Origin of the sequence: Bacillus cereus group sp. MYBK95-2 (assembly GCF_051915225.1) — a bacterium.
GTDB classification, from domain to species: Bacteria; Bacillota; Bacilli; order Bacillales; family Bacillaceae_G; genus Bacillus_A; species Bacillus_A cereus.
Window position 1 is genome coordinate 863,541 of the sequence record NZ_JBQAEH010000002.1, and the last position, 21,760, is coordinate 885,300.

A 21,760-nucleotide genomic window follows, 5' to 3' on the forward strand; every position below is an offset into this window, starting at 1 on the left:
TTTCTTCACAGATTCTTGTCCAATTGTTTGTCTGATCCTAAAAAACGAAACTAAAGCAAAAAGAACAAACGCCTCTAAAAAACGTTTGTTCACAGTTAATTCCTATTTTAGCTAAGTGATAGATTACATTTTATGAGTACGAGAAAGTCTTTTTATAAGTTTAGGAAGGACAGAAGTTAATTCCTGTTTCATACGCTTCGTAAACGATGGGTCCTTACCTGAAGTCGAAATAGTGACAACATATTCATCATTTCGAATGACACCAGGTGTGTGAAACGATGATGCTGTACCATCACTTACAACGTTAACCCACTGGAAATCATGAGCGGCCTGTTTGACCATCATATTTAAAGCATGTTGATTTGTAGCTGCATAAATTAGATGAGCATCTTTAATATCATCATTACTAAAAGTTTTTTGCTTCCAAGTAATATAAGGAAGTTCTTTCATTTCCTCGCAAATCTCGGGGCTAATAACGGTGACGAAAGCGCCTGTATCTTTTAATCCAGACGCTTTTCGATATGCAATTTTACCTCCACCAATGATAACGACCACTTTATTTTGCAGATTAAACATAAGAGGGTACATGTTATACATCATATATGTATTCCTCCATTCGTTCTAACAATGTTAATTTCATATATGTATCAAACTGTAGGCAATTACAAGTCGTCACGTGATCGTATTTTTTTGTATACAACTTAATTTTTTGAAGCAATAATCCGGTAAAGAGAAGGTAGGGCATGACATATACATGGGATGCAGTTGATGTTATAGTCTTTAGCTCAGCAGTAAAAGAGGGCGTTCCTTTCGTTAAAAAGGAGCATGATACTGGTAGACTGAGTTTTTGTTCGACAGCTGCTCCGATTTGTTGTAACTCATGTATCGGCTGAAAATCACTACTACCTCTCCCTACGAGTAAAACACTACTACCTTGCATTGGCATAGTTTCACGTATTCTTTTCACTACAAGTTCAACCATATGCGGATGCGTACTAAAAGGTTGTACAACTGAAAATGAGATATGTGGATATTGATTTTTCATTTTCGCTATCTCCAAAGGAATATCACGTTTATAGTGAGCTGCTGCAAATAATAAAACAGGTACAATCATTATTTCAGTTACTCCCTCTATTATCGTTTCTGTAACTGCATCCGAAATAGTAGGTGTCGTTAGTTCTAGAAAAGCTATTTTTTGAATTCTTTCGTTTCGCTCTTTCATAACAGATTGAATAAATTGAATGAATTGTTCATTACCTTCTTGTAGCCGGCTTCCATGTCCAACATATACAATTCCTTTCATTGTCTCACCATGTCTTTCTTCATAAGAGTTTCTTGTAATTGATGATCTACGTTATGAAACCCAACTTTATTTGCATAGTGTAAAGTTGGAACGTCGGTATACGAGAATGGGAGAGTAAGAATATTGATAAAGCCAAGGCGTTTTATTTCTGCTAGAAACGTATCAATAGAAGCACGACCTTCAAATACAATGCTATCCCATGAGAATTCAGAAAGAATACGTGAATGAATTTCATCGAAGCGATGATCAATTGTATACTCATGAGTCATCATATAGGAACCAGCACCAATTTTTTCTTGAATAACAGCAATTCGGTTAATGTTTCGTCCTAAATAAATCGTTGAATTCGAAGAAAATTGCGCAGGTTTACTGAACAATCCATATTGCATGAGCTTTTCTTGAATAGAAAGGTTCATATACTGAAGTTCTGCCTGTAAGGAACGAATATCTTTATGATATTTACTGCATGATTGCATTAAGATGTCTACACTGTCAGCGGAACAAAATACAAGACGATCAACGTTAAAAATCTTATTGATTTGTTCAGAGGTTACTGTGTATTCTTTCTTTTTGAAAGTTGGAATTTGATATATTTCTGCACCGGACTCTTGTAACTTTTGCTTTATTGCGCTTTTTTTATTTGTTGCAGCTGCAAATAAAACTTTCTTGCCGTGCAATGGTTTACGTTCTTTCCAAGAGATTTGATTCCGCAAAGTAACAACATCACCAACAATTGTCATAGAAGGATTAGAAATATTTTCGTTTTTGACAATAGAAACAATGGTAGACAGTGTCCCTGTGACAACGCGCTGTTTACCAGTTGTACCCCATTCAATGACTGCTACTGGCGTATCTTCTTTTTTTCCTGCTTGTAGTAAGTTTTCACAAATTGTAGGTAAGTTTTTTATACCCATGTAGTAGGCAATCGTGTCGCTATTGTGAGATGAATTATATTTTCCATGATCGGTTAAGGGACCTTTTGCATGTCCGGTTAGTAAAGTAACGCTATTACTGTAGTTACGGTGGGTAAGGGGGATACCTGCATAGCTACTAGCGGCGATGCTAGATGTAATGCCTGGTACAATTTCATATGGAATATTTGCTGCTGCTAAAGTTTCTGCTTCTTCACCAACACGGCCAAAAATAGATGGATCTCCGCCTTTTAATCGGACAACAATTTTGCCCTCTTTCGCAAATTGAAGAAGGTGTGCGTTAATTATTTCTTGTCGCATAATATGATTCTTTGGCATTTTTCCGCAATACATAAGTTCACATGTTTGTTTTGTATAGCTAAGAAAGAAAGGGTTTAGTAAACGGTCATATAAAACAATATCTGCATGTTTTAAACACTCTATCGCTTTTTTTGTAATAAGCCCTTCATCACCTGGTCCTGCACCAACTAAATATACATATCCGTTCATAATTGCACCTCATCAATTTTTATTTAAAAGGAAGCCAGAGGAGGCTTCCTTTCGAAAATTACATGTATAAATAAATGTCACCGTCAATAACTTCTACTTCGTATGTTTGAATACAGCCGTCATCAGGTTTTTGAACTTCACCTGTTAGTAGTGAGATTTTCCAATCATGCAGTGGACAAAAGACGAATTCTCCAGACACAATCCCTTCTGCTAACGGTCCGTTTTTATGAGGACAACGATTTTCTACAGCTCGAATATCGCCATTTGAAAGGCGGAATAGGGCGATAGACATACCTTTCATTTGCACTTCTTTACCGATTTGAATAGCAAGATCTTCCGCACGCATAACTTTTATTTTTTCTTTCGTGTGTATCATTTAGATCACAGCTCCTTATTTCACAGTTTCTACTTCATACATCGCTTTTAATGATTTCGTTTCTAGTGCTTGTCCCCATGCTTCCGTATATGTTCTACGAGCTGTTTGGAAACGTTCATTTAACGTAGTAACCATACTTGCATCTTGTAGTATTTCTTTTATGTGATCGAAGCCTAAACGTTCTGTCCAGTAGGCGGTACGCTCTCCGTAAATACCAGTTTCACGATAATATTGCATGTAAGCTGCAGCGATGCGAAGGACATCATCTTCAGTAGGGACAATCATTACAAAATCAGCTTCACGTACTTCTGTACCACCATTTCCGCCAATATAAAGTTGGTATCCATTTTCGACACAAACAACGCCAAAATCTTTCGTCAGTACTTCCGCACAGTTACGCGGACAGCCCGTTACACCCATCTTCATTTTATGAGGTGTATCTACCATTTCTAATGATTGTTCAAGGAGCATACCAAGTCCTAATGAATCTTTCGTACCGAAACGGCAGAAGCGAGAACCAACACATGATTTTACATTACGAAGCGATTTTGAATATGCATATCCCGAAGTCATATGTAAGTCAGCCCATATGTTAGGTAAATCTTGTTTCTTAACACCATATAAGCCGATTCGGCTTGCACCTGTAATTTTCACAAGAGGAACATCGTACTTTTTCGCAACTTCAGCAATTTTCATTAAATCATCAGCTGTTGTAACGCCTCCGTACATACGTGGAATAACAGAGAATGTACCATCGTGCTGGATGTTACCATTCATTCTTTCATTAACGAAACGGGACGATTTATCATCTTCATATTCTTCTGGAATCGCCATACGTAAATAGTAGTTTAAAGCAGGGCGGCATTTCGAACAGCCGTCTTCATGTGCAAAACCAAGAACATTTCGTACTTCTTTTGGAGATTTTAAGCCTTTCTCGTGAATGGCTGCTACGACTTCATCACGGGATAAAGGTGTACATCCACACATACCGGCAGATTGCGCTGAGGCATCAAAAGCATCTCCAAGTGTATGAGATAAAACTTGTTCCACAAGTGGACGACATTTACCACAAGAACCTGCGGCTTTCGTACAGCCTTTAACTTCTTCAAAAGTCGTTAACTCTTGTTCTAAAATGGCGTGAACGATTGAACCTTTCGTAACACCATTACATCCACAAATCGTGTCATCCGCACTCATTGTAGCAACGTCAAATTCACTTTCTTCACCAGCTTTGTGAAGAAGGGAAGCTGGTGTATATTCTTGTATATCTTCTTCCTTCTTTAACATGCTAAAGAGACGTGTACCGTCAGCTGTGTCACCATATAAAACGATACCGACGACTTTATTATCACGAATTAATACTTTTTTATAGGAACGTTTACATTCATCAAAGATTGATATTGCTTTCGTTTGATCATCTTCATAAATTTGACCAGCAGAGAATAAATCACAACCTGCAACTTTTAATTGCGTACCGACGATACTGCCCGAATATCCATCAGTTTGTAAATTTGTTATATGTTTTGCTAGTATCGCACCTTGTTCATAAAGAGGAGCAACAAGTCCATATGCGATACCGTCATGCTCTGCACATTCTCCAACTGCATAAATGGACTCATCATTTGTTAGCATATAGTCATTGACTACAATACCGCGATTTACAATTAAACCAGCATCTTTTGCTATTTGCGTATTTGGGCGTATTCCGACAGCCATTACGATTAAATCACAATCTACAACTTCACCATCTTCAAATTGAATGCCCTCAACATGGTCTGTACCAAGAATTTTTACAGTTTTCTTTTCCATTAGAAATTTCATGCCTTGCGCTTCTAAATCTTCGCGCAGAAGAGAAGCTGCTTTCGTATCTAGTTGTTGCTCCATTAAGTTTGGCATTAAATGAACAACATGTACGTCCATCCCTAAGTCAATAAGACCTCTTGCGGCTTCTAAACCAAGTAACCCACCACCAATGACAACAGCCTTTTTCTTTTCATTAGCGGTATCAATCATAAATTGTGTATCTTCAATTGTTCGAAATCCTGTTACACCAGGGAGAGTGGAACCTTCTACAGGCAAAATAAAAGCACTAGAACCTGTTGCGATAATGAGTTTGTCATATGTAAGAGTACGATTCTTTTCTGTAATAATAATTTTTTCTTCTCGGTTAATACTTTGAACTTTTTCATTTGTATACAAAGTTATTTCGTTTTCTTCATACCAACTGTATTCATTCATAATGATATCTTGCATATTTGTTTTGCCTTGTAAAACATGAGAGAGCATAATACGGTTGTAGTTTGGATGAGGTTCATCTCCAAAAATAGTAATCTCATATGAATCACTATCATGTTTTAATATTTCTTCCATACAGCGTATGCCAGCCATACCATTTCCGATCATAACTAAACGTTTTTTCATTTTCGTTTCCCCTTTTTCTGTGAAATGTTGAACAAAGGATTATGTTTTTATTATAGAAAATCAAAAAAGAAAGAGATGTGATGTTTATCACATTTTTATAATGATTCACAAATTGTTAAAATTCGGATTTATTCGAGAGGGATGTGTATAGTCTTTACCAAATGAAAGAGCAGGACATAAGTATGTATACTCATGTCCTGCTCTTTATTTATGCTCTCGTAATGGCACGTGGAAATAAAATATTATTTTCTAAATGAATGTACTCAAATAAATCAGACTCTAGCGCTTCAAGACGTTGGTAAACAAGTCGATAAGTACCGCAAGCTCCTTCTGGAGGAGTAAAGTCATTTGTAACTTTACGAAGTTCTTTAATAATGTTGCCTGCGTGGTTATGTTCATTTTCCAACTCATCTACTACTTTACGTAATTTCACATAGTTTTCGTCAATTGGATTTTGTTCAAATTCTAAAATTAATGGGAAATCTTCTGTTTCTTCTTTAATTAAATGCTGTTCTAATTCCATCTTTAATTCGTGAAATAGCTTATGAATTTGAGCTAAGTGAGGCTGACTTGCTCCGTGGACGCGTAATACTTTCGTCACATACGGACTTAACTGTGGTAATTCTTCATTTAAATAGCGATGATGCTTATTTATAACATAATCAATCAATTCACGATAAGAAGCATTTTTCCAATCAATTTCAGATTCATTTAATCGTTTCGTATTATTATAAAGTGTATTTAATTCTGTAAGTACTTCTGTTGCTGATAAATTTCTTTCATGAATTGCATCAATAAGTGGTTTATTACCACCACAACAAAAGTCTATTCTATATGATTTAAAAAGATTACTAGCTTTCGGAAATTGTGTAACAATCTCACCGACAATAGAAGTTTCAGTAAATGTATGTTCCATATGAATGCCTCCATAAAGTTTAAATGTAATATCTGAATTAAGAATAGCGATAAATGAAAAACAATGTGGTGATTGAAATCACTTATAATGTGTCAATTTTAAGGATAATCAAATGAGTTTTATAAAAGGAAGAGGGAGAGGGAATTCGTCATAATAGTTTCTGATAATAAAAAAGAAGCTTACTAGAAGCTTCTTTTTTACTACTATTTTTCACATGCAACTCCATCGCCATCACGATCAAGATGTGAGTCATAACCTGGTTGTCCTTTATATAGAGGAGCTTTCCCGGCAGCTCTAACTGCGGCACAATTTTTGTAATATGCACTACTAGTATTTCCTGAAGCAGGTTGTGTTTGAGCTTGCTGTGCTTTTTGCTCTTCTTGTTGCTTACGAGCTTGTTCATCAGCCTGACGTTTTTGCTCTTCTTGTTGCTTACGAGCTTGCTCATCAGCTAAGCGTTTTTGCTCTTCTTGTTGCTGCTCATCAGCTAGGCGTTTTTGCTCTTCTTGTTGTTTACGAGCTTGTTCATCGGCTAGACGTTTTTGCTCTTCTTGTTGTTTACGGGCTTGTTCATCAGCCTGGCGTTTTTCATCCTCTTGCTTACGAGCTTGTTCATCGGCTAGACGCTTCTCATCTTCTTGCTTTTGAGTTTTTTCGTCCGCCTCTTTTTTCTTTTTGCTATCTTTCTGTTCTTCATTGTTAGAAGCAACTTTTGTACTAGTTGCTGTCGTTTTTTCAGAAGAAGAATCTGAAATACCTGATAGCGCAACAAAAATGACAAATAATACGGCTGTAATAATAAATTGTTTTTTCGCTACACCTGTTTTCTTAATAACAGATAAGATTGCTAGAACAAGGAAGAATATAAATAGAATGAAACTTAAAGTAGAAAAAAACTCGACGACGGGGTGTTCCGATTTTGTTGTACCGGCCGTTATTAATATAATAGAAATCATAAAAAGAATAACGGTAGGACGTCCATATTGTTTTGCTTTTCCATTTTTCTTAAAGAATGAAATAATACATAAGATTAAAAAAATAAAAGCAATAAAAAATAAAGCTGCACCAATATTACTTAAAATCGTCATTTTTATACCTCCATTTGTAAGATTCTTCTTATTGATTATATAGGAACTTATTGGATATTACACGTTTTATATAAATTTAGAAAGTTAATATTTTTACTAGACTTATAAACATTTATTTTATATATAGGGAAAAATAGATATATATCCTATTACGTTTTGAAAGAGATTTCATAAATTATAGTATATCGATTGAAAGGAGGAGATTTGAATGGAATTTCAATTGTTGGTAACTTGTATATTACAAGAAGGTAATGCTTACTTTTTAGTAACGAAGGTAGACGATGTTATTACGTTAAAAGTACCGATTACTGCGGGAGTAGCAGGTTTATTTTTAGCTTTAGGTGTACCAAGATGTTCTTAATTTAAATCTCTATAGTAGAAGGGGAAGGGACATGCCTTCCTTTTCTACTATTACATAATATAATTATGTAAACTTAAATATCATATTTGTGATAGCACGTTTGAAATGGACATGCATATACTATAATGTTTCATTGGATGTTAGCGGTGAAAGGTAGTTTTAATAAGTGCATCCAGTGATGTTTTTAAGTTATGAAAATAAAAGAGGTGCTATTATATATGAAAAGAAAAACATTTGATATTCCAGTTACATTGCGAAGAGAGTGGTTTTTACTAGAGTTAGCTTATTTAACGAAAAAATATGGAATTGAAATTGCAACTAGCAAAATGGATGCTGCACCGTTTTTAAGAGATCAAGTTACAGAATCAAAGATAGGGAAAGGGTTACAATACGATAAATATGATGATGAATATATAATTGAAAATTAAAGGGTAACAACAAAATTAAATTAATTTATAACAAAGTATAAAATAAAGCAGATTCTAAATATAGAATCTGCTTTATTATGAAGTACTTGTAGTCAACTAACCTCTTTCTAGTGTTTTTCCTACATATTTCTCTTGCGTTATTCCAAAAGATTCACGAAGAATGCGAGCATAATCTTTAGATTCTATTGGTCGTTTATTTTTAGTGCCTTTAAAGGTTTCTGTATAATTTTTATTTGTTAATGATATGTGACCATAAGTAGTTAATTTACAAGTGATAGCCCCTTTATTAAAAGGAGATTCTTTATGCTCTACAATCACTTTTTGAATGTTATTCACTTTTTTCTCATCTATTGGATCTACAGTGAAAGCATAGCCTATTTTCCATTCGTTTGAAGGTTCAGATTGTAAGAAACTTGTAGATTCCCCGTTAGCTCCTTTTCTCATTTCTAAAATATGCGTACCTTTTCGAGTATTTCGCTTACGAATTCGATATTCTCCTGTTTGAGAGGAGATGACTTCTCCGTTAAAAGGGACTGGATGTAAAGGGAGATGAGATGCAAAACCTGCATCCACAACATAATCTTTATCCTCATGACTTAATATGATAATGACATGACCATCATCGGGTTTCCATTTATTATCGTACAGATCATAAACAGTACCGGCTACTTTGTATACTTGAAACCCACAATCAATTAAAAAATAATACAATAAGGAGTTTAATTCATAACAAAGTCCACCTCGTTTTTGAATAAGTAACTTTTCTATTAAGTTATCTTTTGAGATATTTTTAATAGTACCAGCCATAATATCAAGATTTTCATAGGGGAGAATCATTCCCATTTTTAAGAGAATTTCATCTAAATCATCAAATGTTATTTCTTTTGCAGGAATTTTTAAGCGTTTAAAAAACTCCTTTTGTAAATTGGTCATCATAAAGTATTCTCCTTTCTTTTTACAGAATTTTCTTCTGCTCACCGATAGGTTAGTACTTCTAAAAAGTTAATTCAAGTGCGCGGAAATTATCATAATATATGTTTCTGGAAATGTGATTGTTTTTTCTGAAATTTCAGTTTAATTTTTAATCGTAGGAAAGTCTTATAATATAAGCTCCTTTAAAATTAGTTTGTATTTAATGAAAAGAAAGTACAGATCTTTATTATATTTTTAAATAACTAACTAGTAATAAAATGTTTTTTTACTAAAATTTTTTCAAGATTTGTATGCTTTATATAAACAATATTGATTTAAAAAATATCTGGATGTAGCTAAGTAAACAATTATTGAGAAACTTTTTTGTCGTATTCTATCAAAAGGAAGAGGTAGAAACAAAGAGAATAACGAGAGTTAAGAAAGAGGGTATACAACTAGTAACCTTCTAAAAATAGGGCTAACATCTTTTTAAAATAAAAGATTAGCTATTATTAAGGAAGGGAAAATATAAAATATTATAAAGAACACCTTCTTTCAAAAAAATAGGGGGAGTAATATGCGACTGATGAGAAGATGTGTGGCCTTACTAATTGTATTTTTTATCATGGCTCCAACGATTAGCACAAATGTACAGGCAGAAGTTGTAAAAGAGCTTGGAAAGGGGTTTCCTGATACAGAAGTATTCACACCTGGAGAATGGTTTTTAGGCCAAAAACCTGCTAATTATGATGAGAATAAACCGCCAATTCTCTTTGTACAAGGAAGAAATGGTAATGCTGATAGTTGGTATGGAAAGACAGTATATCATGATATAAATGATATGTATGATTATGCTTTAAAAGCAGGCTATCAAACAGTGTTTATACAATTGTATGATGCTGCGGGGAAAGGTTCGGCTAGTCAGTGGGATAACGGAAAATTGTTAGCACAAAAACTGGAAGAAATATATAATCATTTCGGTAAAAAAGTTAATATTGTAGCGCATAGTAAAGGTGGTATTGATACACAAGCCGCATTAGTTGAATATGGTGCGAATCGATTTGTTGGAAATGTTATTACACTTGCTACACCGCATCACGGCTCAAATTTAGCAGATTTGTCATATAGTTGGTGGGCAGGGTGGCTTGCTTCTATATTAGGTCAAAAAGATGATGGTACGTACTCGTTACAAATAGGTGAAATGGCAAAGTTTCGTTCAATAATAGATAACAACCCAGCAGCTAAATTAAACCGTTACTATACGGCTACTGGAACTAGCTGGGGGCCAACATTTTCTGCATTATCTATGGGTGGGTTATATTTATCATCGTACGGTTCAAATGATGGACTAGTAAATGAATGGAGTGCCAAGCTATCGTACGGTACACATTTATTTACAGATTCCAGATTTGATCATGACAATATAAGAAAAGGATCAGCTGTTTTTGCACGAATTGAACCATATTTACGTACGACAAATGTGGGATTACCAGCTTTAGTAGCATCCAGCACTAGTTCAAATGAAAATCTAGAACAATTAAATACAACTTCAAATCAAAATATTTTAGGAGGCGAATTACCACAAAATCAGTGGATAGAGCAAAGTATTTCTGTTGATAAAAAGGCTGAAGGAATAGTTTCTGTACTAACTGCTTCTTCTGATGTTGAAGTACAAATGGTATCTCCAAAAGGAAAAATCTATGCAAATAAAGATAGCGCTATAACTACTAGTGAAGGCGAATCTTTCTTTAATGGGGCGACAATTAGAACATTTAAGTTTGATAAATTGGAAGTAGGCGAATGGAAAATCAAAATGATGGCGAAGCAGTCGAAAGATGCATATTTAGTTGTAAGCGATTACAAGGGTGGCGCGCCATTTGTTCTTCAAATGCCTACAAAAGTTAAAGTAAATAAACCTGAGTATAAACTGAAAAAATCACCTGTAGCACCTGAAATGAAAGGGGATCTTTCCATAACAGTAAGAGTCGTTAATAAAGAAGGTAAGTTAGTCTCTGAATTTAATGAATTACAAAATGTTAATACGAATACATTTACAGGTGCTTTGAAAGATATAAAACAACCGGGAGTATATAACGTTACGATGGATATAAAAGGGATGAATAAAGAAGGAAAATCATATAATCGTACGATTGTTAAGTCGGTTTATGTAGAGAAATAAGGAAGAATAAATAAGTATAATAAAAAAGTGCAGAAATCTTGTGTTAGAAAGAATTCTGCACTTTTTTTGCGTGATGAAAGATAATAAAAGTCGAAGAAAACTGTTATTCAATAAAAAAAGATGCTGAAATAGCATCTGAATGTAAAGAAATAATATTAACTTAGTTTTGTAACTGTTAATTCAACTGAATTTATACCATTGTCACAAGTTGCAATACTTTGACGATTAAAACCACTATTATTTCTAAGTTGAAGAGTTGAATTAGCAGGCACTGTAACAATCGTTTCGCCAACAAGTTGAAGACATTCGTTATTTGATGAAGTATTCATTTGAATAGCGAAGTCACCTTGACTATTAGCAAGTGGATTATTATTTAAAAATATGGTTATGACTGGGATATGTGGAAATACAGGATTTAAAGTAGTATTAATACTGGAAATGAACGAAACTCTATAATCACCAGCTTGTCTAAAGTGTATAGTAGTGGGATTTAGTAAGGAAACGCCTCCTGCTAAAGGTCCAACGTGATTAAATGGAAAAGGATCGCCAAAAGGAACAGTTATAAATTCAGTTTGCCAAAAAGTTCCGTATGCAGGACAGCTTCGTTTATGTGAATGGTCACATGAACATTTTTTATACGAGTTTGAAGAATGATAGTATGAACCCAATATATTACCTCCTATTCTTAATAAATTTAAACCACATAGTAGTTTATGAAGGTGAATCACAATTGGCGTGTATGCTTGTACTATAAAAGGAGATAGATGTGGAATATAAAGTGGTCAAATGATGAAATGTAGTATTTGGGTATTACCTGTAACACCTTTTGAAGATGATAAGGTTCATAATTTGATAGAAAAATAAATGGAATTTCTAAATAGATTGAAGTAATGAGGAAACGTTTATCCCGCTATTTTCCGAGCAGTAAGACTCCCATCTCAAAATTCAGCGAAAGCAAAGAAGTTAGGTGGGGATGAACAAAACCCCCACTCATTAAAGTTTCACTTTACTATATTAATTTCGTCTGACAAACAGCAATATTATCTTTCGCTGTATGGATGTTATCATTTGGTGAAGTTATGGCATTTAACTGTATGTATATTAGGTTATTCAGTTTATTTTTTTATTTGCGTAGCTGAGCAGGAAGAAGTCAGAAAATATAGAATAATGTACATATGAAGCATCGTTTGTTTTTGGTGTGAATAGTAATTAAAGATACGCTAAAATATTTAAAATTGTAACGAAAGAGAGATTAAATAATAGAGGGAGCAACTTACATGGAAAATATATTAAAGGTATCTTCAAAATCAAGCCCAAATTCAGTCGCGGGTGCAATAGCGGGTGTACTAAGAACAAGTGGTAATGTGGAAATTCAAGCGATTGGGGCTGGAGCTATAAATCAAGCGATTAAAGCAATTGCGATTGCAAGAGGGTTCGTCGCTCCAAGTGGTATTGACTTAGCCTTCGTACCAGCATTTCAAGAGATTTCTATCAATAATGAAGAAAGAACAGCGATTAAATTAATTGTAGGCCCTAGAAAGAAAAGGTCTTAGTAGAAGAGAGTGTTACTATAAGGGGAAAAGACCAATAGACTTCCCATGTTAGATACGTTATTTTATGTAACCGATCCTTGGGTGTGGACATGGCATTATGCCGGACGCATGTCTGTTAAGTTCTCCTTAAACTTAGCGAGTGTTCTAGATACTTAAAAATGCCAAATCCTTTATGATATAAGGGATTTGGCATTTTTGATGTTTTAAAAATAAACACCCTTAAAACTGCTCATTTTTTTCCCAAGATTCAACGATATAGTATGGAAAACCTTATTATATCAAGGTTTATAAGTGTTGGTTTTCCTCGATGCTCACATTTTGCTCACATTAAATCTTTTCATTTGTTATCAGGTGTTTTCATTAGATTTTATTATGCTCTCGAAGTTTTCTGCTGCTTGTCGCTGCATGTTCTGTGTGATGTGGCTATACTTGTCTAAAGTCATTTGAATAGATGAATGTCCTAAGCGATCTTGTACGATTTTAGGATGTTCTCCAGCCTGAAGCATAAGTGTAGCATGAGTATGTCGTAAGTCGTGTATACGAATCCGAGGAACACCAGCTTTTTTATAGTGATCATTCAAAAAGCGATGAGGAGCATCTATATGTAAGGGCGAATGTATCGTATTGCCGGTGAAAATAAACGCCTCTTCATTCAAGTGTATACCCCAACGGAAAAATTCTTTCTTTTTATAGGAGTAGTAGGATTGTAACTTTCCTATAACAAAAGAAGAGATACTAATACTTCTATTTGAGGACTTAGTTTTTGTAGCAGCTTTAAATAGTCCTTTTTCTGTTTTTACAAGTGATTTATTAACCAGGATACGTTTATTATCAAAGTCAATATCTTTCCATGTTAGTGCAAGTAATTCTCCGCGTCTCATACCTGTATAGATTGCAAGTAAGAAGAACATATGGTACTTAATATTTTTTTCTTTTAGATACTGGAGGAATCGATTACATTCTTCGCTAGACCATGTTTTCATCTCACCTTGCTCTTCACGTGGTTTTTTAACCTTATTCATTATATTATCATGTATGATTTCCCATTCTACTGCATGTTTGAATATGCATCGGAAGCAGCGATGGATATTGCTGATTGTACCATTTGACAGGCCTTTTTCTTTAAGTTCAGCATAGTAGCTTTGAATCATTACGGACTTAATACTTTTAATTTTTTTATAACTAAATGGGGGAAGGATATAGAGCTTAACTAAGCTTATGTCTTTTTCATAAGATGTAATTTTTAATTCAGCTTTACGAAGGGGCTTTAATTTTTCCCACACATCTAAAACAGTTAATTGTTTGTCATCAAAATATATTCCTTTCTCTATCTCTGTAATCATCGTTGCAGCAGCATTTTGGGCTTCTTTTTTTGTTCTAAATCCACTCTTGCTTTTTTGCTGGCGTTTTCCTGTGGCCGGATCTATACCGATATCAATTGTAAAAGACCACGTATTTCCACGTTTACGAAAACTTCCTTTCATATTCAATACCTCCTAAATCGTTATTTTTGAAAATTACAGTATTGTGATATTTGATTCTGTAATTTACTTGCTAATAATTGATTTTCATAATGTAAAAGCCTTTTTTCAGCAAACTGTGTTGTTACATTAAACTTTTCTGAGATTATATATGCTTTTAACTGTAGGGGAGGAAGCTTTCGTAACATAAAAGTAGGTACACAAAATTGTTGTGCGAAGTTTTTAGCCTTTGCTTCTTGATAATTTAGAAACATTTGATGCATTAATAATTGATTACCTGAATGAAATAGGATATGACAAGTCTCGTGGCCAAAATCCTCCCATTGTTCTTGCTGAGAGATACGATTATCAATAACTAAGTTAGCTATTTGATTTCTTTCCATTGCATGACTTCCAAACGGAGCAAAGTACAGCAAAATGTTTAGCTTTTTCGCAATCTCCATCATATCAATTTGCTCGGGAACAAAAATAGATAAGGATTGGTACAAGTGCTGGATATAGTCTTCAAGTTGTGTATTGTAATAGGGTTGCGATTGAAACAAAATTTACACTCCATTCAAATAAAATAAGAACATTCGTTCTTATTTTATAATGGAAAAGTAAAAATTGGAAGGCAAACTTATAAGATAGGGTATTGATATAATTATAATCCACTATCTATTAACAACTTAAGGAACTGGCTATATGTGAGAGGAAGTCTCCGTTATGCGAACAGTAATAATTCCTCAATAAGAATATAATTATACAGAAAGTAGGAGTAGGTTTAGGTGTATTCAAAATTTTAAATCATTTAGAGTTTTATCTATATTAGACATACGCTTGAATTCAGGTAATTAGCAGATAAAATGAGGGTAATATTAGAGGTGTAATACTTGTCCTATCAGATTAGTATATATAACTATAAATCTTTATATTATTATTTAATAATTTAAAAAGGAAATGAATAAACAAAAATAACTACACTTATTGAGTTTTTTTGTTTATTCATATAATTAACGTTTGTTTTCTTTTTGTTTGATAAATTCCCAAAATTGTTTAAGTTCTTCTTGTTTCTCTGGAGAGGCGTCTTTAATATCTTTAAACCAGAGACCTAAGTTTTGATCTTCAAAAAGATTTTCCACAAATAATCTATTATTAGAATCACTTTCTCTTCCTAGAAGATAGTCAGAAGAAACGTTAAAAATGTCAGCAGCTTTGCTAATTAAGGAGTCCTCAATAGGTCTTTTTCCACTTTCAATTCTGGATAGCACACTGTTATTAATCCCCATTTTTTTTGCGAATTCTATTTGTGACCATTTTCTTTTTTCACGTAATTGTTTTATTCGATAGCCAATTGTGGATTCTGACATTTTTTCACCAACTTCCTAAAAACATTATTATGTCAAATTTAAGATTATCTAAAGGTATTTTATCATTTTTTCCAAAATGGAAAAAGTGATTTGTTGAAATAGCAAAAAAAGCTTGACTTTGCTGTAATAGCAAAATATTATATAGATATATATTTGCTGTTTTAGCAAAAAAGGAGATGGAAGTTTGGAGAAGTTGAATTTGGATTTTATTCAAAATAGACGTTTGGAACTACAGATTACGTTGTTAGATCTAGCAGAAGTGCTTGGTTTTAAGAATGCTTCCACGTATATGAAATACGAAAAAGGAAAGTATATGTTTAAGGCAAATCATTTACCATTTATAGCAAAAGTATTAGATTGCAAAATAGAGGATCTTTTTTTAAAATAAAATTTGCTAAAACAGCAAAAAAGGGGAGAGCTATGATCAATTTCGACATTGAATCATTCCGTCAAATCATCCGTGAAGAGGTGCAAAAAGCAACTGAGCACCTTCAACCAATGAAAGAATTACCACCATTTTTAACTATTACAGAATTGATGGCATTATTACATATTAAACGCACTAAAGCATCTGAGTTATTAAACCGTTCTGATTTTCCAGTATGTCGCGAAGCAGGAGTTCTTATTCCTACACACCTTCTTTTTAAGTGGATGGAGAATCACACTGAATGGGTAGAAAACAATACGGAGTATTACAATCCATTTAAAGAATCCGTCTAATAACAAATTACCATAGTAAGTTGTCACAAATAAATAATGCTTTAGGTACGAATGGGGGAAGTAAACGATGTCCATAGGAAAAGAAGTTGCTATGGCACGAAAACGAAAGGGAATCACCCAAGAACAACTCTCCTTAGAAATCCCCGTGAGTCGTGAGTCACTAGCAAAATATGAAACTGAACAGCGACGATTACCAGAAGATTTAAGAAAATGCATTACAGAAGGAATTGATGATCCGCAGTTATTTTTTAAAATGTGGAATGAAGCAACAGGTCATGTAAGTATCCCATTCTTTAATGGAGAGCATATAGATATTCATCCTACAAGCATGAGGTACATGGTCAATCAAGAAATAAATGAAGCTTTGAAACAACTCGATACGGTATGTTGGTTTAAGCCTTCACAAACTTGGTCCGAAAGTGAGAAAGAAGATTTGAAAAAGGTAATGCATGTAGTCTTGGATGCTACAGGTTCAATGATGAGCCTCGTAGCGGTCCTATGTGATCAATATGGTATTTCAATGAAAGAAGTCTTTAAGTACTGGAAAGTATCATTACGAGCTAGGAAGTATATAAAAGCTTAATTTAATTATTTTATTGGGGAGGTTTAAGTTATGAAGATTGATTATGTAAGTCCAACTTTAAATCAATATAAAGCTCTAATTCGTAAGGAAGCAAATTTATATGGTGATATTCGAATTGCATCAGTTTGTGGAGACTATAGGAAAGCAAAAAACTTAAAGCAAGAGAAGAAGTTGATGGAGATAAGAATTCGAATTATAGAAGCAGCTTTCGTTTTGAAAAACAAAAATAAAAAAGAAAAGACTACCGCATAGCCCGCGATAGCCAAGAAAATTAACATATGAATTATAGCATACTTCAATTTAATGCGACAAGCAATTGTGCTTGTCGTTATGATCAGAAAGTCTGAGCCCCATCTTTTAAGAGGTTCTGCTTTTTCTTTCTGTTCATAACGATGCGTACAGTATCAAATTAATAGAAATGAGGAATAAGTCATGAAATCAGAATGTAATCGTCTGTTTGATTTAGTTCTACCAGGGGATTTTACCTTTGCGAATGAATTACATAATTGCATGGTTACATGTATTCATAACATGTTCAATGCTGGTTCATTAGATGAAGCAGATCATTGGGAGAAGGAATTAAATAGATGCGCAAAAGAATTCAAGAGCCTTCGTAATGAAAAAGAGGAACATGAAATATCTAAGAGTTATCGTGTAGTTATTAAAAGGTTTCAAGAAAAGGGGATTAATGCATCATTAGTTAGTCGTAAAAAATAAAAAATAAAAAATAAAAAATAAAAAATAAAAAATCTATCACTTTGCAGAGTGATAGATTCTAGACTCTAATAGAGAGTCTTTCTAAAAATTGAATTGGAGATTAAGTATATCAAAGCAAACCAAGTAAAACAATGGAGGATGAATAATATGGCAGTTTATAGACCTGTTCAAGTTTCATATTGGCAAGATGCTTTCGTTTTAGATCTTACACCGGAGGAGAAATACTTCTACTTATACTTAATGACTAATAGCAAAACTTCTCAGAGTGGTATCTATGAGCTTCCATTACGAGTGATAGAAATGGATACAGGATATAACCGTGAAACGGTTGAAAAGCTGTTAGAGCGTTTTGCTGATTATGGGAAAATTCATTACAACAAAAAGACGAAAGAAATTATGTTGATTAATTGGCTTAAATTCAATGCTATTACAAATATGAATATTGAAAAGTGTGTGTTAAAAGAAATCCAGAATATTAAGTGTGAAGATTTTTTAATTGATTTTTATGAGACATGTTTAGATTTAGAACAGCAGCAAGATTTTAAAATTCCTCGTATTAAGGAATACTTCCAAGCTCGTTTTGAGTGGCTTATAAGGGGCTTCGAAGACCCTATGAAGGAAAAAGAAGAAACAAAAACAGAAACAAAAGAAAAAGAAGAAACAAAAACAAAAGAAGAAGCAGCAAGCTGCTCAAGAGATAAAAAAGTTGCAGAAGAAAATCCAATAGCATTTTATGAGCAAAATTTTGGAGTTCTTAAACCATTTGTAGCAGAGGGGATTACCGCTTGGATTGATGATCTAAATGAGCAGCTTGTTATTAAAGCAATGCAAATAGCTTTAGAAAAGAATGCACCTAATATGTCTTATGTACAAGGTATTTTAAGAGATTGGCATGCTAAGGGGTATAAGAGTATTACTGATGTTGAAGCTGCACAAACTCAATTCCGTAAGAAATACCAGTCTCGTGGTGGGAGAAGTAATACTAGAAAAGAAATCGTCCCTGATTGGTTACATACTCAAGATACAGAAGTGCAATCTCAGCCTGTAAAGCACGATGAAATGGATTTAGAGGGTGAACGTAAACGTTTAGAACAAGTGTTATCTAAATATAAAAAAGAGGCTTAGGAGGATTGTAATGCCAAAGCAGTTAACAATATTTGATGTTGAGTCTGTAGTAGCATTCGATACTGAGAAAGCACATATTCATCGATTAAATTCTAAAGTTCGTTTTACGGACATAGTTGTTCAAGTACCAAAGCAAGTAAGAGCTACTGATGAATTAAAACCAACAACAGCGCCAAATGATCAGTATGAATTATTTGAGGAATATACAATTGGGATTTGGAGATTTAAACGAGTGGAAGATAAACAGTTCGAGTGGGAAGAAGCGGAGGAGCTTTGCAAGTCTGCGAGAGATAATAAAGAACCGATTTCGATACGACTTTATTTATTATTAGAACAATCATTTATTCCTGATAATGTTGTGGAATATCTATAACAAAATAAAAAAGTCGAGATTGCTCCTGACTTGCTTCGACAAAATAATCATAACATACGGGAGTGGTCTTAGTGGGAATTATTAAAGAAAATCTTGTAGAAATGACAGCTGAAATAGATTTGGAAATAAACGGAATATATGTTGTTAAAAATGGTCAGGTCCAACTAATAGAACCACCTCAAGGTGGATTTGGTGAACAATCATTTGTATATCAAAATGGAAAAGTAATTCGTATGGAAGAACGAAAAACACAGTTACTTTAATAAAATTTGAATTTTGTTAAGAGATGAAATGTTGAACAAATGTGAATGATTAGATGATACTAAGGTAAAAGAAAAAGAATCCTTTATAAGGATTCTTTTAGCGAGTCAATCTAACAATCACATTCGTAATCACGGTAATATTCATCGCACGAATCATTCTTATCATTGCAGCAGATACAAAAAGTTTTTTGGATTAAAATATCAATAAAATCAAGGATTTCAGTATTATTTGTGAGGGTAAGACTTTGGAAATCTTCTACTTGAAATACCCTTGTTTCATCTGGGACAAGAGTGGCGATAATTGGTGTGGGGGACCTTCTTGTTCGAATAGTTACTTCAATCGAGCTGACATCACTGGGAACGGATATTTGAATTAATGTTTTATTATGGTTATTGGTGAAATCTTCAAAAACTCTTCTTGAAGCGCCAGGAGGTACGATAATAGTTAAAGGTGAATTTTCAGTTGGGGTGGTATTTGAACCAGCTACGGTATGAGTTTCGATGAAACAGTTCTCTTTTTGATAGTGAGAATTTGATTGTTCTTTATAATACTTGTTACGAGAATCATTTTGATTATTGCAGCAGATACAAAATGTTTTTTGAATGAATATACCAATATTGCTATTGATATTAGTATTATTTGTGAGAGTGAGGCTATGGAAGTCCTCTACTTGGAATACCTTGGTTTCACCTGCAACTATTGTTACAGTGATCGGCAGACGAGAACTTCTTGTTCGGATAGTTACTTCAATTGGTTGAGAAGTACCGGGAATGCGAAGCTCGATTAATGTTTTATTGTGGTTATTGGTAAAATCTTCAAAAGCAGTTCTTGTAGTGTTAGCTGGTACGTTGAAATTTAAAGCTGTATTCGAACCAGTTATTGTATGGGTTTCGATAAAACAGTTATCTTTTTGATGGTGAGCATACGATTGTTTTTTATAATACTTTTTACCATCTTTATAAAAATAATCAGCCATACTTATGTTTCTCTCCTTTCTTTGAGATATCTATATATTTTATTTAAAAAAGAATAGAGTGTTTGTACAAAATAATAAAATCCGCTCTCGTAATTAATTAAAAACGTTATTTGATATGTAAATGTAAGAGCACTTCGGGAAATGCTCTGTAAAGACTATTCGTTCTAAAAAAGAATATAAAATATTTTATGAATTTATTTTTGATTTTTTGTGTGTTTTTTGTACAAAAATTTCTTTGGAAACTGAAAACTAGATGCTATTATAGCACCTAGTTTTAAAGGAGTACTTGTACTAGTTTAATTTGACAATATTTAATTCCAAAGCATTTATTCCATTATCGCATGTACGAATGTCTGTTTCGCCTACAAAGCTATTATTTATAAGTTGAAGTGTTGAATTGGCTGGGATTGATAAAATAGTGTCCCCAATGAGTTGAGAGCAATCTACATCCTCTGAATCTTGTATTAAAAGACCGAAAGTAGCTTTGAAATTTGGAATCAGACTGTTATTTAATAGTATAGAAATGGTAGGCGAATAAGGGAATGAAAGAGCTACAGTCAAGTTGATTGAGGAAATGAAAGAAATCCGATAATCCCCAGCTTGTGTGATATTAATTGTGGTAGGATTTAACAGAGAAATTCCGCCTACCATAGGGTCAGCCTGATTAAAAGAAAAAGGGAATTCGAAAGGGACTGTAATGGTTTCCGTTTGCCAAAAAGTTCCGTAAGCTACTGATAGTGACCCAGTCGGCCCAGTCGGCCCAGTCGGCCCAGTCGGCCCAGTTGGTCCAGTTGGTCCAGTTGGTCCAGTCGGCCCAGTCGGTCCAGTTGGTCCAGTTGGTCCAGTTGGTCCAGTCGGCCCAGTCGGCCCAGTCGGTCCAGTCGCTCCAGTTGACCCAGTTGGCCCAGTCGGTAGTGTGAATGGTGGAACAGGTGGTAAAGTCGGTCCAGCTAAATTAGGATTTATTGCAGCAGAAGATAAAAATTCGTCCATTATATTTTCACCTCTGAAGAGTTAGTATTACTAATAGTAAATGCAGGGGTAGAGAAAAGCGAAATGGACAAGTGAGGAATTAGACAATGGGATTTTCATAAAAGCGTTATTTGTGCGACACGTTTCCCTATAAGTGTATAAACACGAAATGGGAGGGTTATCAATTTTGATGACAACAACGGATTGACCGAAAGTAGGAATGAAAGCCGTCAAGTTGCGCT

At 34.0% G+C, this 21,760-nt stretch carries 26 protein-coding genes; 12 read left to right on the forward strand and 14 right to left on the reverse strand.

The genetic code is table 11. The features are described 5' to 3' along the window. Positions 1–123: 123 nt before the first annotated feature. The 7 genes from ACTFN4_RS11410 to ACTFN4_RS11440 all read right to left on the reverse strand — a co-directional run bounded on the left by ACTFN4_RS11410 (position 124) and on the right by ACTFN4_RS11440 (position 7,525). Complete coding sequence (locus ACTFN4_RS11410) at positions 124–597, reverse strand: precorrin-2 dehydrogenase (RefSeq protein ID WP_000282589.1); 474 nt, start codon at positions 595–597, stop codon at positions 124–126. Further along, entirely contained in the window at positions 590–1,303 is a 714-nt protein-coding gene (locus ACTFN4_RS11415) for a sirohydrochlorin chelatase (protein WP_439962305.1), read from the reverse strand. The genes ACTFN4_RS11410 and ACTFN4_RS11415 overlap by 8 nt, the downstream gene beginning before the upstream one ends. Continuing rightward, positions 1,300–2,724 carry a uroporphyrin-III C-methyltransferase gene (locus tag ACTFN4_RS11420; RefSeq protein WP_439962306.1) on the reverse strand — a complete coding sequence of 475 codons (1,425 nt, stop codon included), beginning with the start codon at positions 2,722–2,724 and terminating at the stop codon, positions 1,300–1,302. Before ACTFN4_RS11420 ends, ACTFN4_RS11415 begins: the two co-directional genes overlap by 4 nt. 58 nt (positions 2,725–2,782) lie before the next feature. Then, a complete protein-coding gene (gene nirD, locus ACTFN4_RS11425) occupies positions 2,783–3,100 on the reverse strand; it encodes a nitrite reductase small subunit NirD (protein WP_000581982.1) in 318 nt (105 codons plus the stop codon). Positions 3,101–3,115: 15 nt separating this feature from the next. Then, on the reverse strand, positions 3,116–5,521 hold the full coding sequence (gene nirB, locus ACTFN4_RS11430) for an NADPH-nitrite reductase large subunit (RefSeq protein WP_017673376.1): 2,406 nt from the start codon (positions 5,519–5,521) through the stop codon (positions 3,116–3,118). A 208-nt stretch (positions 5,522–5,729) separates the two neighbouring features. Beyond that, positions 5,730–6,437, reverse strand: a complete 708-nt coding sequence (ric, locus tag ACTFN4_RS11435) for an iron-sulfur cluster repair di-iron protein (RefSeq protein ID WP_439962307.1) — start codon at positions 6,435–6,437, stop codon at positions 5,730–5,732. Positions 6,438–6,640: 203 nt separating this feature from the next. Further along, positions 6,641–7,525, reverse strand: a complete 885-nt coding sequence (locus tag ACTFN4_RS11440) for an excalibur calcium-binding domain-containing protein (protein WP_439962308.1) — start codon at positions 7,523–7,525, stop codon at positions 6,641–6,643. Positions 7,526–7,733: 208 nt separating this feature from the next. Here ACTFN4_RS11440 and exsG point away from each other — a divergent pair, with 208 nt between their 5' ends. Both exsG and ACTFN4_RS11450 read left to right on the forward strand, forming a co-directional pair. Continuing rightward, entirely contained in the window at positions 7,734–7,886 is a 153-nt protein-coding gene (gene exsG / locus ACTFN4_RS11445) for an exosporium protein ExsG (protein WP_000395679.1), read from the forward strand. 218 nt (positions 7,887–8,104) lie between these two features. Then, the gene (locus ACTFN4_RS11450; protein ID WP_000824197.1) at positions 8,105–8,314 is read left to right on the forward strand and encodes a hypothetical protein; all 210 of its coding nucleotides are present in this window, start codon (positions 8,105–8,107) and stop codon (positions 8,312–8,314) included. Between the two features lie 96 nt (positions 8,315–8,410). On the opposite strand, the gene ACTFN4_RS11455 is transcribed toward ACTFN4_RS11450, so the two are convergent. After that, positions 8,411–9,250, reverse strand: a complete 840-nt coding sequence (locus tag ACTFN4_RS11455) for an arylamine N-acetyltransferase family protein (protein WP_000988903.1) — start codon at positions 9,248–9,250, stop codon at positions 8,411–8,413. A 553-nt stretch (positions 9,251–9,803) separates the two neighbouring features. Here ACTFN4_RS11455 and ACTFN4_RS11460 point away from each other — a divergent pair. Further along, entirely contained in the window at positions 9,804–11,405 is a 1,602-nt protein-coding gene (locus tag ACTFN4_RS11460) for an esterase/lipase family protein (protein ID WP_001238705.1), read from the forward strand. A gap of 155 nt (positions 11,406–11,560) precedes the next feature. Here ACTFN4_RS11460 and ACTFN4_RS11465 read toward each other — a convergent pair whose 3' ends face one another. Continuing rightward, positions 11,561–12,073 (reverse strand): hypothetical protein, encoded by a 513-nt coding sequence (locus tag ACTFN4_RS11465; RefSeq protein WP_000536147.1) that lies wholly within the window; start codon positions 12,071–12,073, stop codon positions 11,561–11,563. A gap of 609 nt (positions 12,074–12,682) precedes the next feature. On the opposite strand from ACTFN4_RS11465, the gene ACTFN4_RS11470 reads away from it, so the two are divergent. Further along, positions 12,683–12,958, forward strand: a complete 276-nt coding sequence (locus ACTFN4_RS11470) for a stage V sporulation protein S (protein WP_000427801.1) — start codon at positions 12,683–12,685, stop codon at positions 12,956–12,958. A 347-nt stretch (positions 12,959–13,305) separates the two neighbouring features. Here ACTFN4_RS11470 and ACTFN4_RS11475 read toward each other — a convergent pair whose 3' ends face one another. From ACTFN4_RS11475 to ACTFN4_RS11485, 3 genes are all read right to left on the reverse strand, one after another. Continuing rightward, positions 13,306–14,442, reverse strand: coding sequence for a tyrosine-type recombinase/integrase (locus tag ACTFN4_RS11475; protein WP_400154593.1), 1,137 nt, complete (start codon positions 14,440–14,442; stop codon positions 13,306–13,308). A 20-nt stretch (positions 14,443–14,462) separates the two neighbouring features. Further along, positions 14,463–14,981 carry an ImmA/IrrE family metallo-endopeptidase gene (locus ACTFN4_RS11480; RefSeq protein WP_400154594.1) on the reverse strand — a complete coding sequence of 173 codons (519 nt, stop codon included), beginning with the start codon at positions 14,979–14,981 and terminating at the stop codon, positions 14,463–14,465. Positions 14,982–15,431: 450 nt separating this feature from the next. Next, the gene (locus ACTFN4_RS11485) at positions 15,432–15,788 is read right to left on the reverse strand and encodes a helix-turn-helix domain-containing protein (protein WP_000004574.1); all 357 of its coding nucleotides are present in this window, start codon (positions 15,786–15,788) and stop codon (positions 15,432–15,434) included. Between the two features lie 184 nt (positions 15,789–15,972). On the opposite strand from ACTFN4_RS11485, the gene ACTFN4_RS11490 reads away from it, so the two are divergent. The 8 genes from ACTFN4_RS11490 (at position 15,973) to ACTFN4_RS11525 (ending at position 19,569) form a co-directional block, all read left to right on the forward strand. After that, positions 15,973–16,176 carry a helix-turn-helix domain-containing protein gene (locus ACTFN4_RS11490; RefSeq protein ID WP_016091031.1) on the forward strand — a complete coding sequence of 68 codons (204 nt, stop codon included), beginning with the start codon at positions 15,973–15,975 and terminating at the stop codon, positions 16,174–16,176. 32 nt (positions 16,177–16,208) lie between these two features. Further along, the gene (locus ACTFN4_RS11495; protein WP_086392334.1) at positions 16,209–16,508 is read left to right on the forward strand and encodes a DNA-binding protein; all 300 of its coding nucleotides are present in this window, start codon (positions 16,209–16,211) and stop codon (positions 16,506–16,508) included. Between the two features lie 67 nt (positions 16,509–16,575). Beyond that, positions 16,576–17,091 carry a helix-turn-helix domain-containing protein gene (locus tag ACTFN4_RS11500; RefSeq protein WP_098134315.1) on the forward strand — a complete coding sequence of 172 codons (516 nt, stop codon included), beginning with the start codon at positions 16,576–16,578 and terminating at the stop codon, positions 17,089–17,091. 30 nt (positions 17,092–17,121) lie between these two features. Next, a complete protein-coding gene (locus ACTFN4_RS11505; protein WP_368506217.1) occupies positions 17,122–17,343 on the forward strand; it encodes an RNA polymerase subunit sigma in 222 nt (73 codons plus the stop codon). Between the two features lie 180 nt (positions 17,344–17,523). Then, positions 17,524–17,808: a hypothetical protein gene (locus ACTFN4_RS11510; protein WP_044797199.1), complete on the forward strand. Its 285-nt coding sequence runs from the start codon at positions 17,524–17,526 to the stop codon at positions 17,806–17,808. 147 nt (positions 17,809–17,955) lie between these two features. After that, on the forward strand, positions 17,956–18,933 hold the full coding sequence (locus tag ACTFN4_RS11515; RefSeq protein ID WP_439962309.1) for a DnaD domain-containing protein: 978 nt from the start codon (positions 17,956–17,958) through the stop codon (positions 18,931–18,933). Positions 18,934–18,943: 10 nt separating this feature from the next. Then, positions 18,944–19,306: a cell division protein SepF gene (locus ACTFN4_RS11520; RefSeq protein ID WP_368506220.1), complete on the forward strand. Its 363-nt coding sequence runs from the start codon at positions 18,944–18,946 to the stop codon at positions 19,304–19,306. Between the two features lie 71 nt (positions 19,307–19,377). Then, positions 19,378–19,569: a DUF3954 domain-containing protein gene (locus ACTFN4_RS11525; protein WP_061139392.1), complete on the forward strand. Its 192-nt coding sequence runs from the start codon at positions 19,378–19,380 to the stop codon at positions 19,567–19,569. Between the two features lie 110 nt (positions 19,570–19,679). On the opposite strand, the gene ACTFN4_RS11530 is transcribed toward ACTFN4_RS11525, so the two are convergent. Together ACTFN4_RS11530 and ACTFN4_RS11535 are read right to left on the reverse strand one after the other, a co-directional pair. Beyond that, positions 19,680–20,546, reverse strand: coding sequence for an exosporium protein D (locus tag ACTFN4_RS11530; protein WP_368506221.1), 867 nt, complete (start codon positions 20,544–20,546; stop codon positions 19,680–19,682). Between the two features lie 291 nt (positions 20,547–20,837). Continuing rightward, positions 20,838–21,539: an exosporium leader peptide-containing protein gene (locus ACTFN4_RS11535; RefSeq protein ID WP_439962310.1), complete on the reverse strand. Its 702-nt coding sequence runs from the start codon at positions 21,537–21,539 to the stop codon at positions 20,838–20,840. Positions 21,540–21,760: the final 221 nt, after the last annotated feature.

Excerpts from the sequence above, each read along its gene's own strand:
- ACTFN4_RS11415 (WP_439962305.1), bottom strand. The coding sequence starts at position 1,303 with ATGAAAGGAATTGTATATGTTGGACATGGAAGCCGGCTACAAGAAGGT.
- ACTFN4_RS11420 (WP_439962306.1), bottom strand. The coding sequence starts at position 2,724 with ATGAACGGATATGTATATTTAGTTGGTGCAGGACCAGGTGATGAAGGG.
- ACTFN4_RS11470 (WP_000427801.1), top strand. The coding sequence starts at position 12,683 with ATGGAAAATATATTAAAGGTATCTTCAAAATCAAGCCCAAATTCAGTC.
- ACTFN4_RS11510 (WP_044797199.1), top strand. The coding sequence starts at position 17,524 with ATGAAATCAGAATGTAATCGTCTGTTTGATTTAGTTCTACCAGGGGAT.
- exsG (WP_000395679.1), top strand. The coding sequence starts at position 7,734 with ATGGAATTTCAATTGTTGGTAACTTGTATATTACAAGAAGGTAATGCT.
- ACTFN4_RS11535 (WP_439962310.1), bottom strand. The coding sequence starts at position 21,539 with ATGGACGAATTTTTATCTTCTGCTGCAATAAATCCTAATTTAGCTGGA.
- ACTFN4_RS11520 (WP_368506220.1), top strand. The coding sequence starts at position 18,944 with ATGCCAAAGCAGTTAACAATATTTGATGTTGAGTCTGTAGTAGCATTC.
- nirB (WP_017673376.1), bottom strand. The coding sequence starts at position 5,521 with ATGAAAAAACGTTTAGTTATGATCGGAAATGGTATGGCTGGCATACGC.
- ACTFN4_RS11410 (WP_000282589.1), bottom strand. The coding sequence starts at position 597 with ATGTATAACATGTACCCTCTTATGTTTAATCTGCAAAATAAAGTGGTC.
- ACTFN4_RS11455 (WP_000988903.1), bottom strand. The coding sequence starts at position 9,250 with ATGATGACCAATTTACAAAAGGAGTTTTTTAAACGCTTAAAAATTCCT.
- ACTFN4_RS11495 (WP_086392334.1), top strand. The coding sequence starts at position 16,209 with ATGATCAATTTCGACATTGAATCATTCCGTCAAATCATCCGTGAAGAG.
- ACTFN4_RS11505 (WP_368506217.1), top strand. The coding sequence starts at position 17,122 with ATGAAGATTGATTATGTAAGTCCAACTTTAAATCAATATAAAGCTCTA.
- ACTFN4_RS11485 (WP_000004574.1), bottom strand. The coding sequence starts at position 15,788 with ATGTCAGAATCCACAATTGGCTATCGAATAAAACAATTACGTGAAAAA.
- ACTFN4_RS11500 (WP_098134315.1), top strand. The coding sequence starts at position 16,576 with ATGTCCATAGGAAAAGAAGTTGCTATGGCACGAAAACGAAAGGGAATC.
- ACTFN4_RS11530 (WP_368506221.1), bottom strand. The coding sequence starts at position 20,546 with ATGGCTGATTATTTTTATAAAGATGGTAAAAAGTATTATAAAAAACAA.
- ric (WP_439962307.1), bottom strand. The coding sequence starts at position 6,437 with ATGGAACATACATTTACTGAAACTTCTATTGTCGGTGAGATTGTTACA.
- nirD (WP_000581982.1), bottom strand. The coding sequence starts at position 3,100 with ATGATACACACGAAAGAAAAAATAAAAGTTATGCGTGCGGAAGATCTT.
- ACTFN4_RS11475 (WP_400154593.1), bottom strand. The coding sequence starts at position 14,442 with ATGAAAGGAAGTTTTCGTAAACGTGGAAATACGTGGTCTTTTACAATT.
- ACTFN4_RS11450 (WP_000824197.1), top strand. The coding sequence starts at position 8,105 with ATGAAAAGAAAAACATTTGATATTCCAGTTACATTGCGAAGAGAGTGG.
- ACTFN4_RS11460 (WP_001238705.1), top strand. The coding sequence starts at position 9,804 with ATGCGACTGATGAGAAGATGTGTGGCCTTACTAATTGTATTTTTTATC.
- ACTFN4_RS11515 (WP_439962309.1), top strand. The coding sequence starts at position 17,956 with ATGGCAGTTTATAGACCTGTTCAAGTTTCATATTGGCAAGATGCTTTC.
- ACTFN4_RS11440 (WP_439962308.1), bottom strand. The coding sequence starts at position 7,525 with ATGACGATTTTAAGTAATATTGGTGCAGCTTTATTTTTTATTGCTTTT.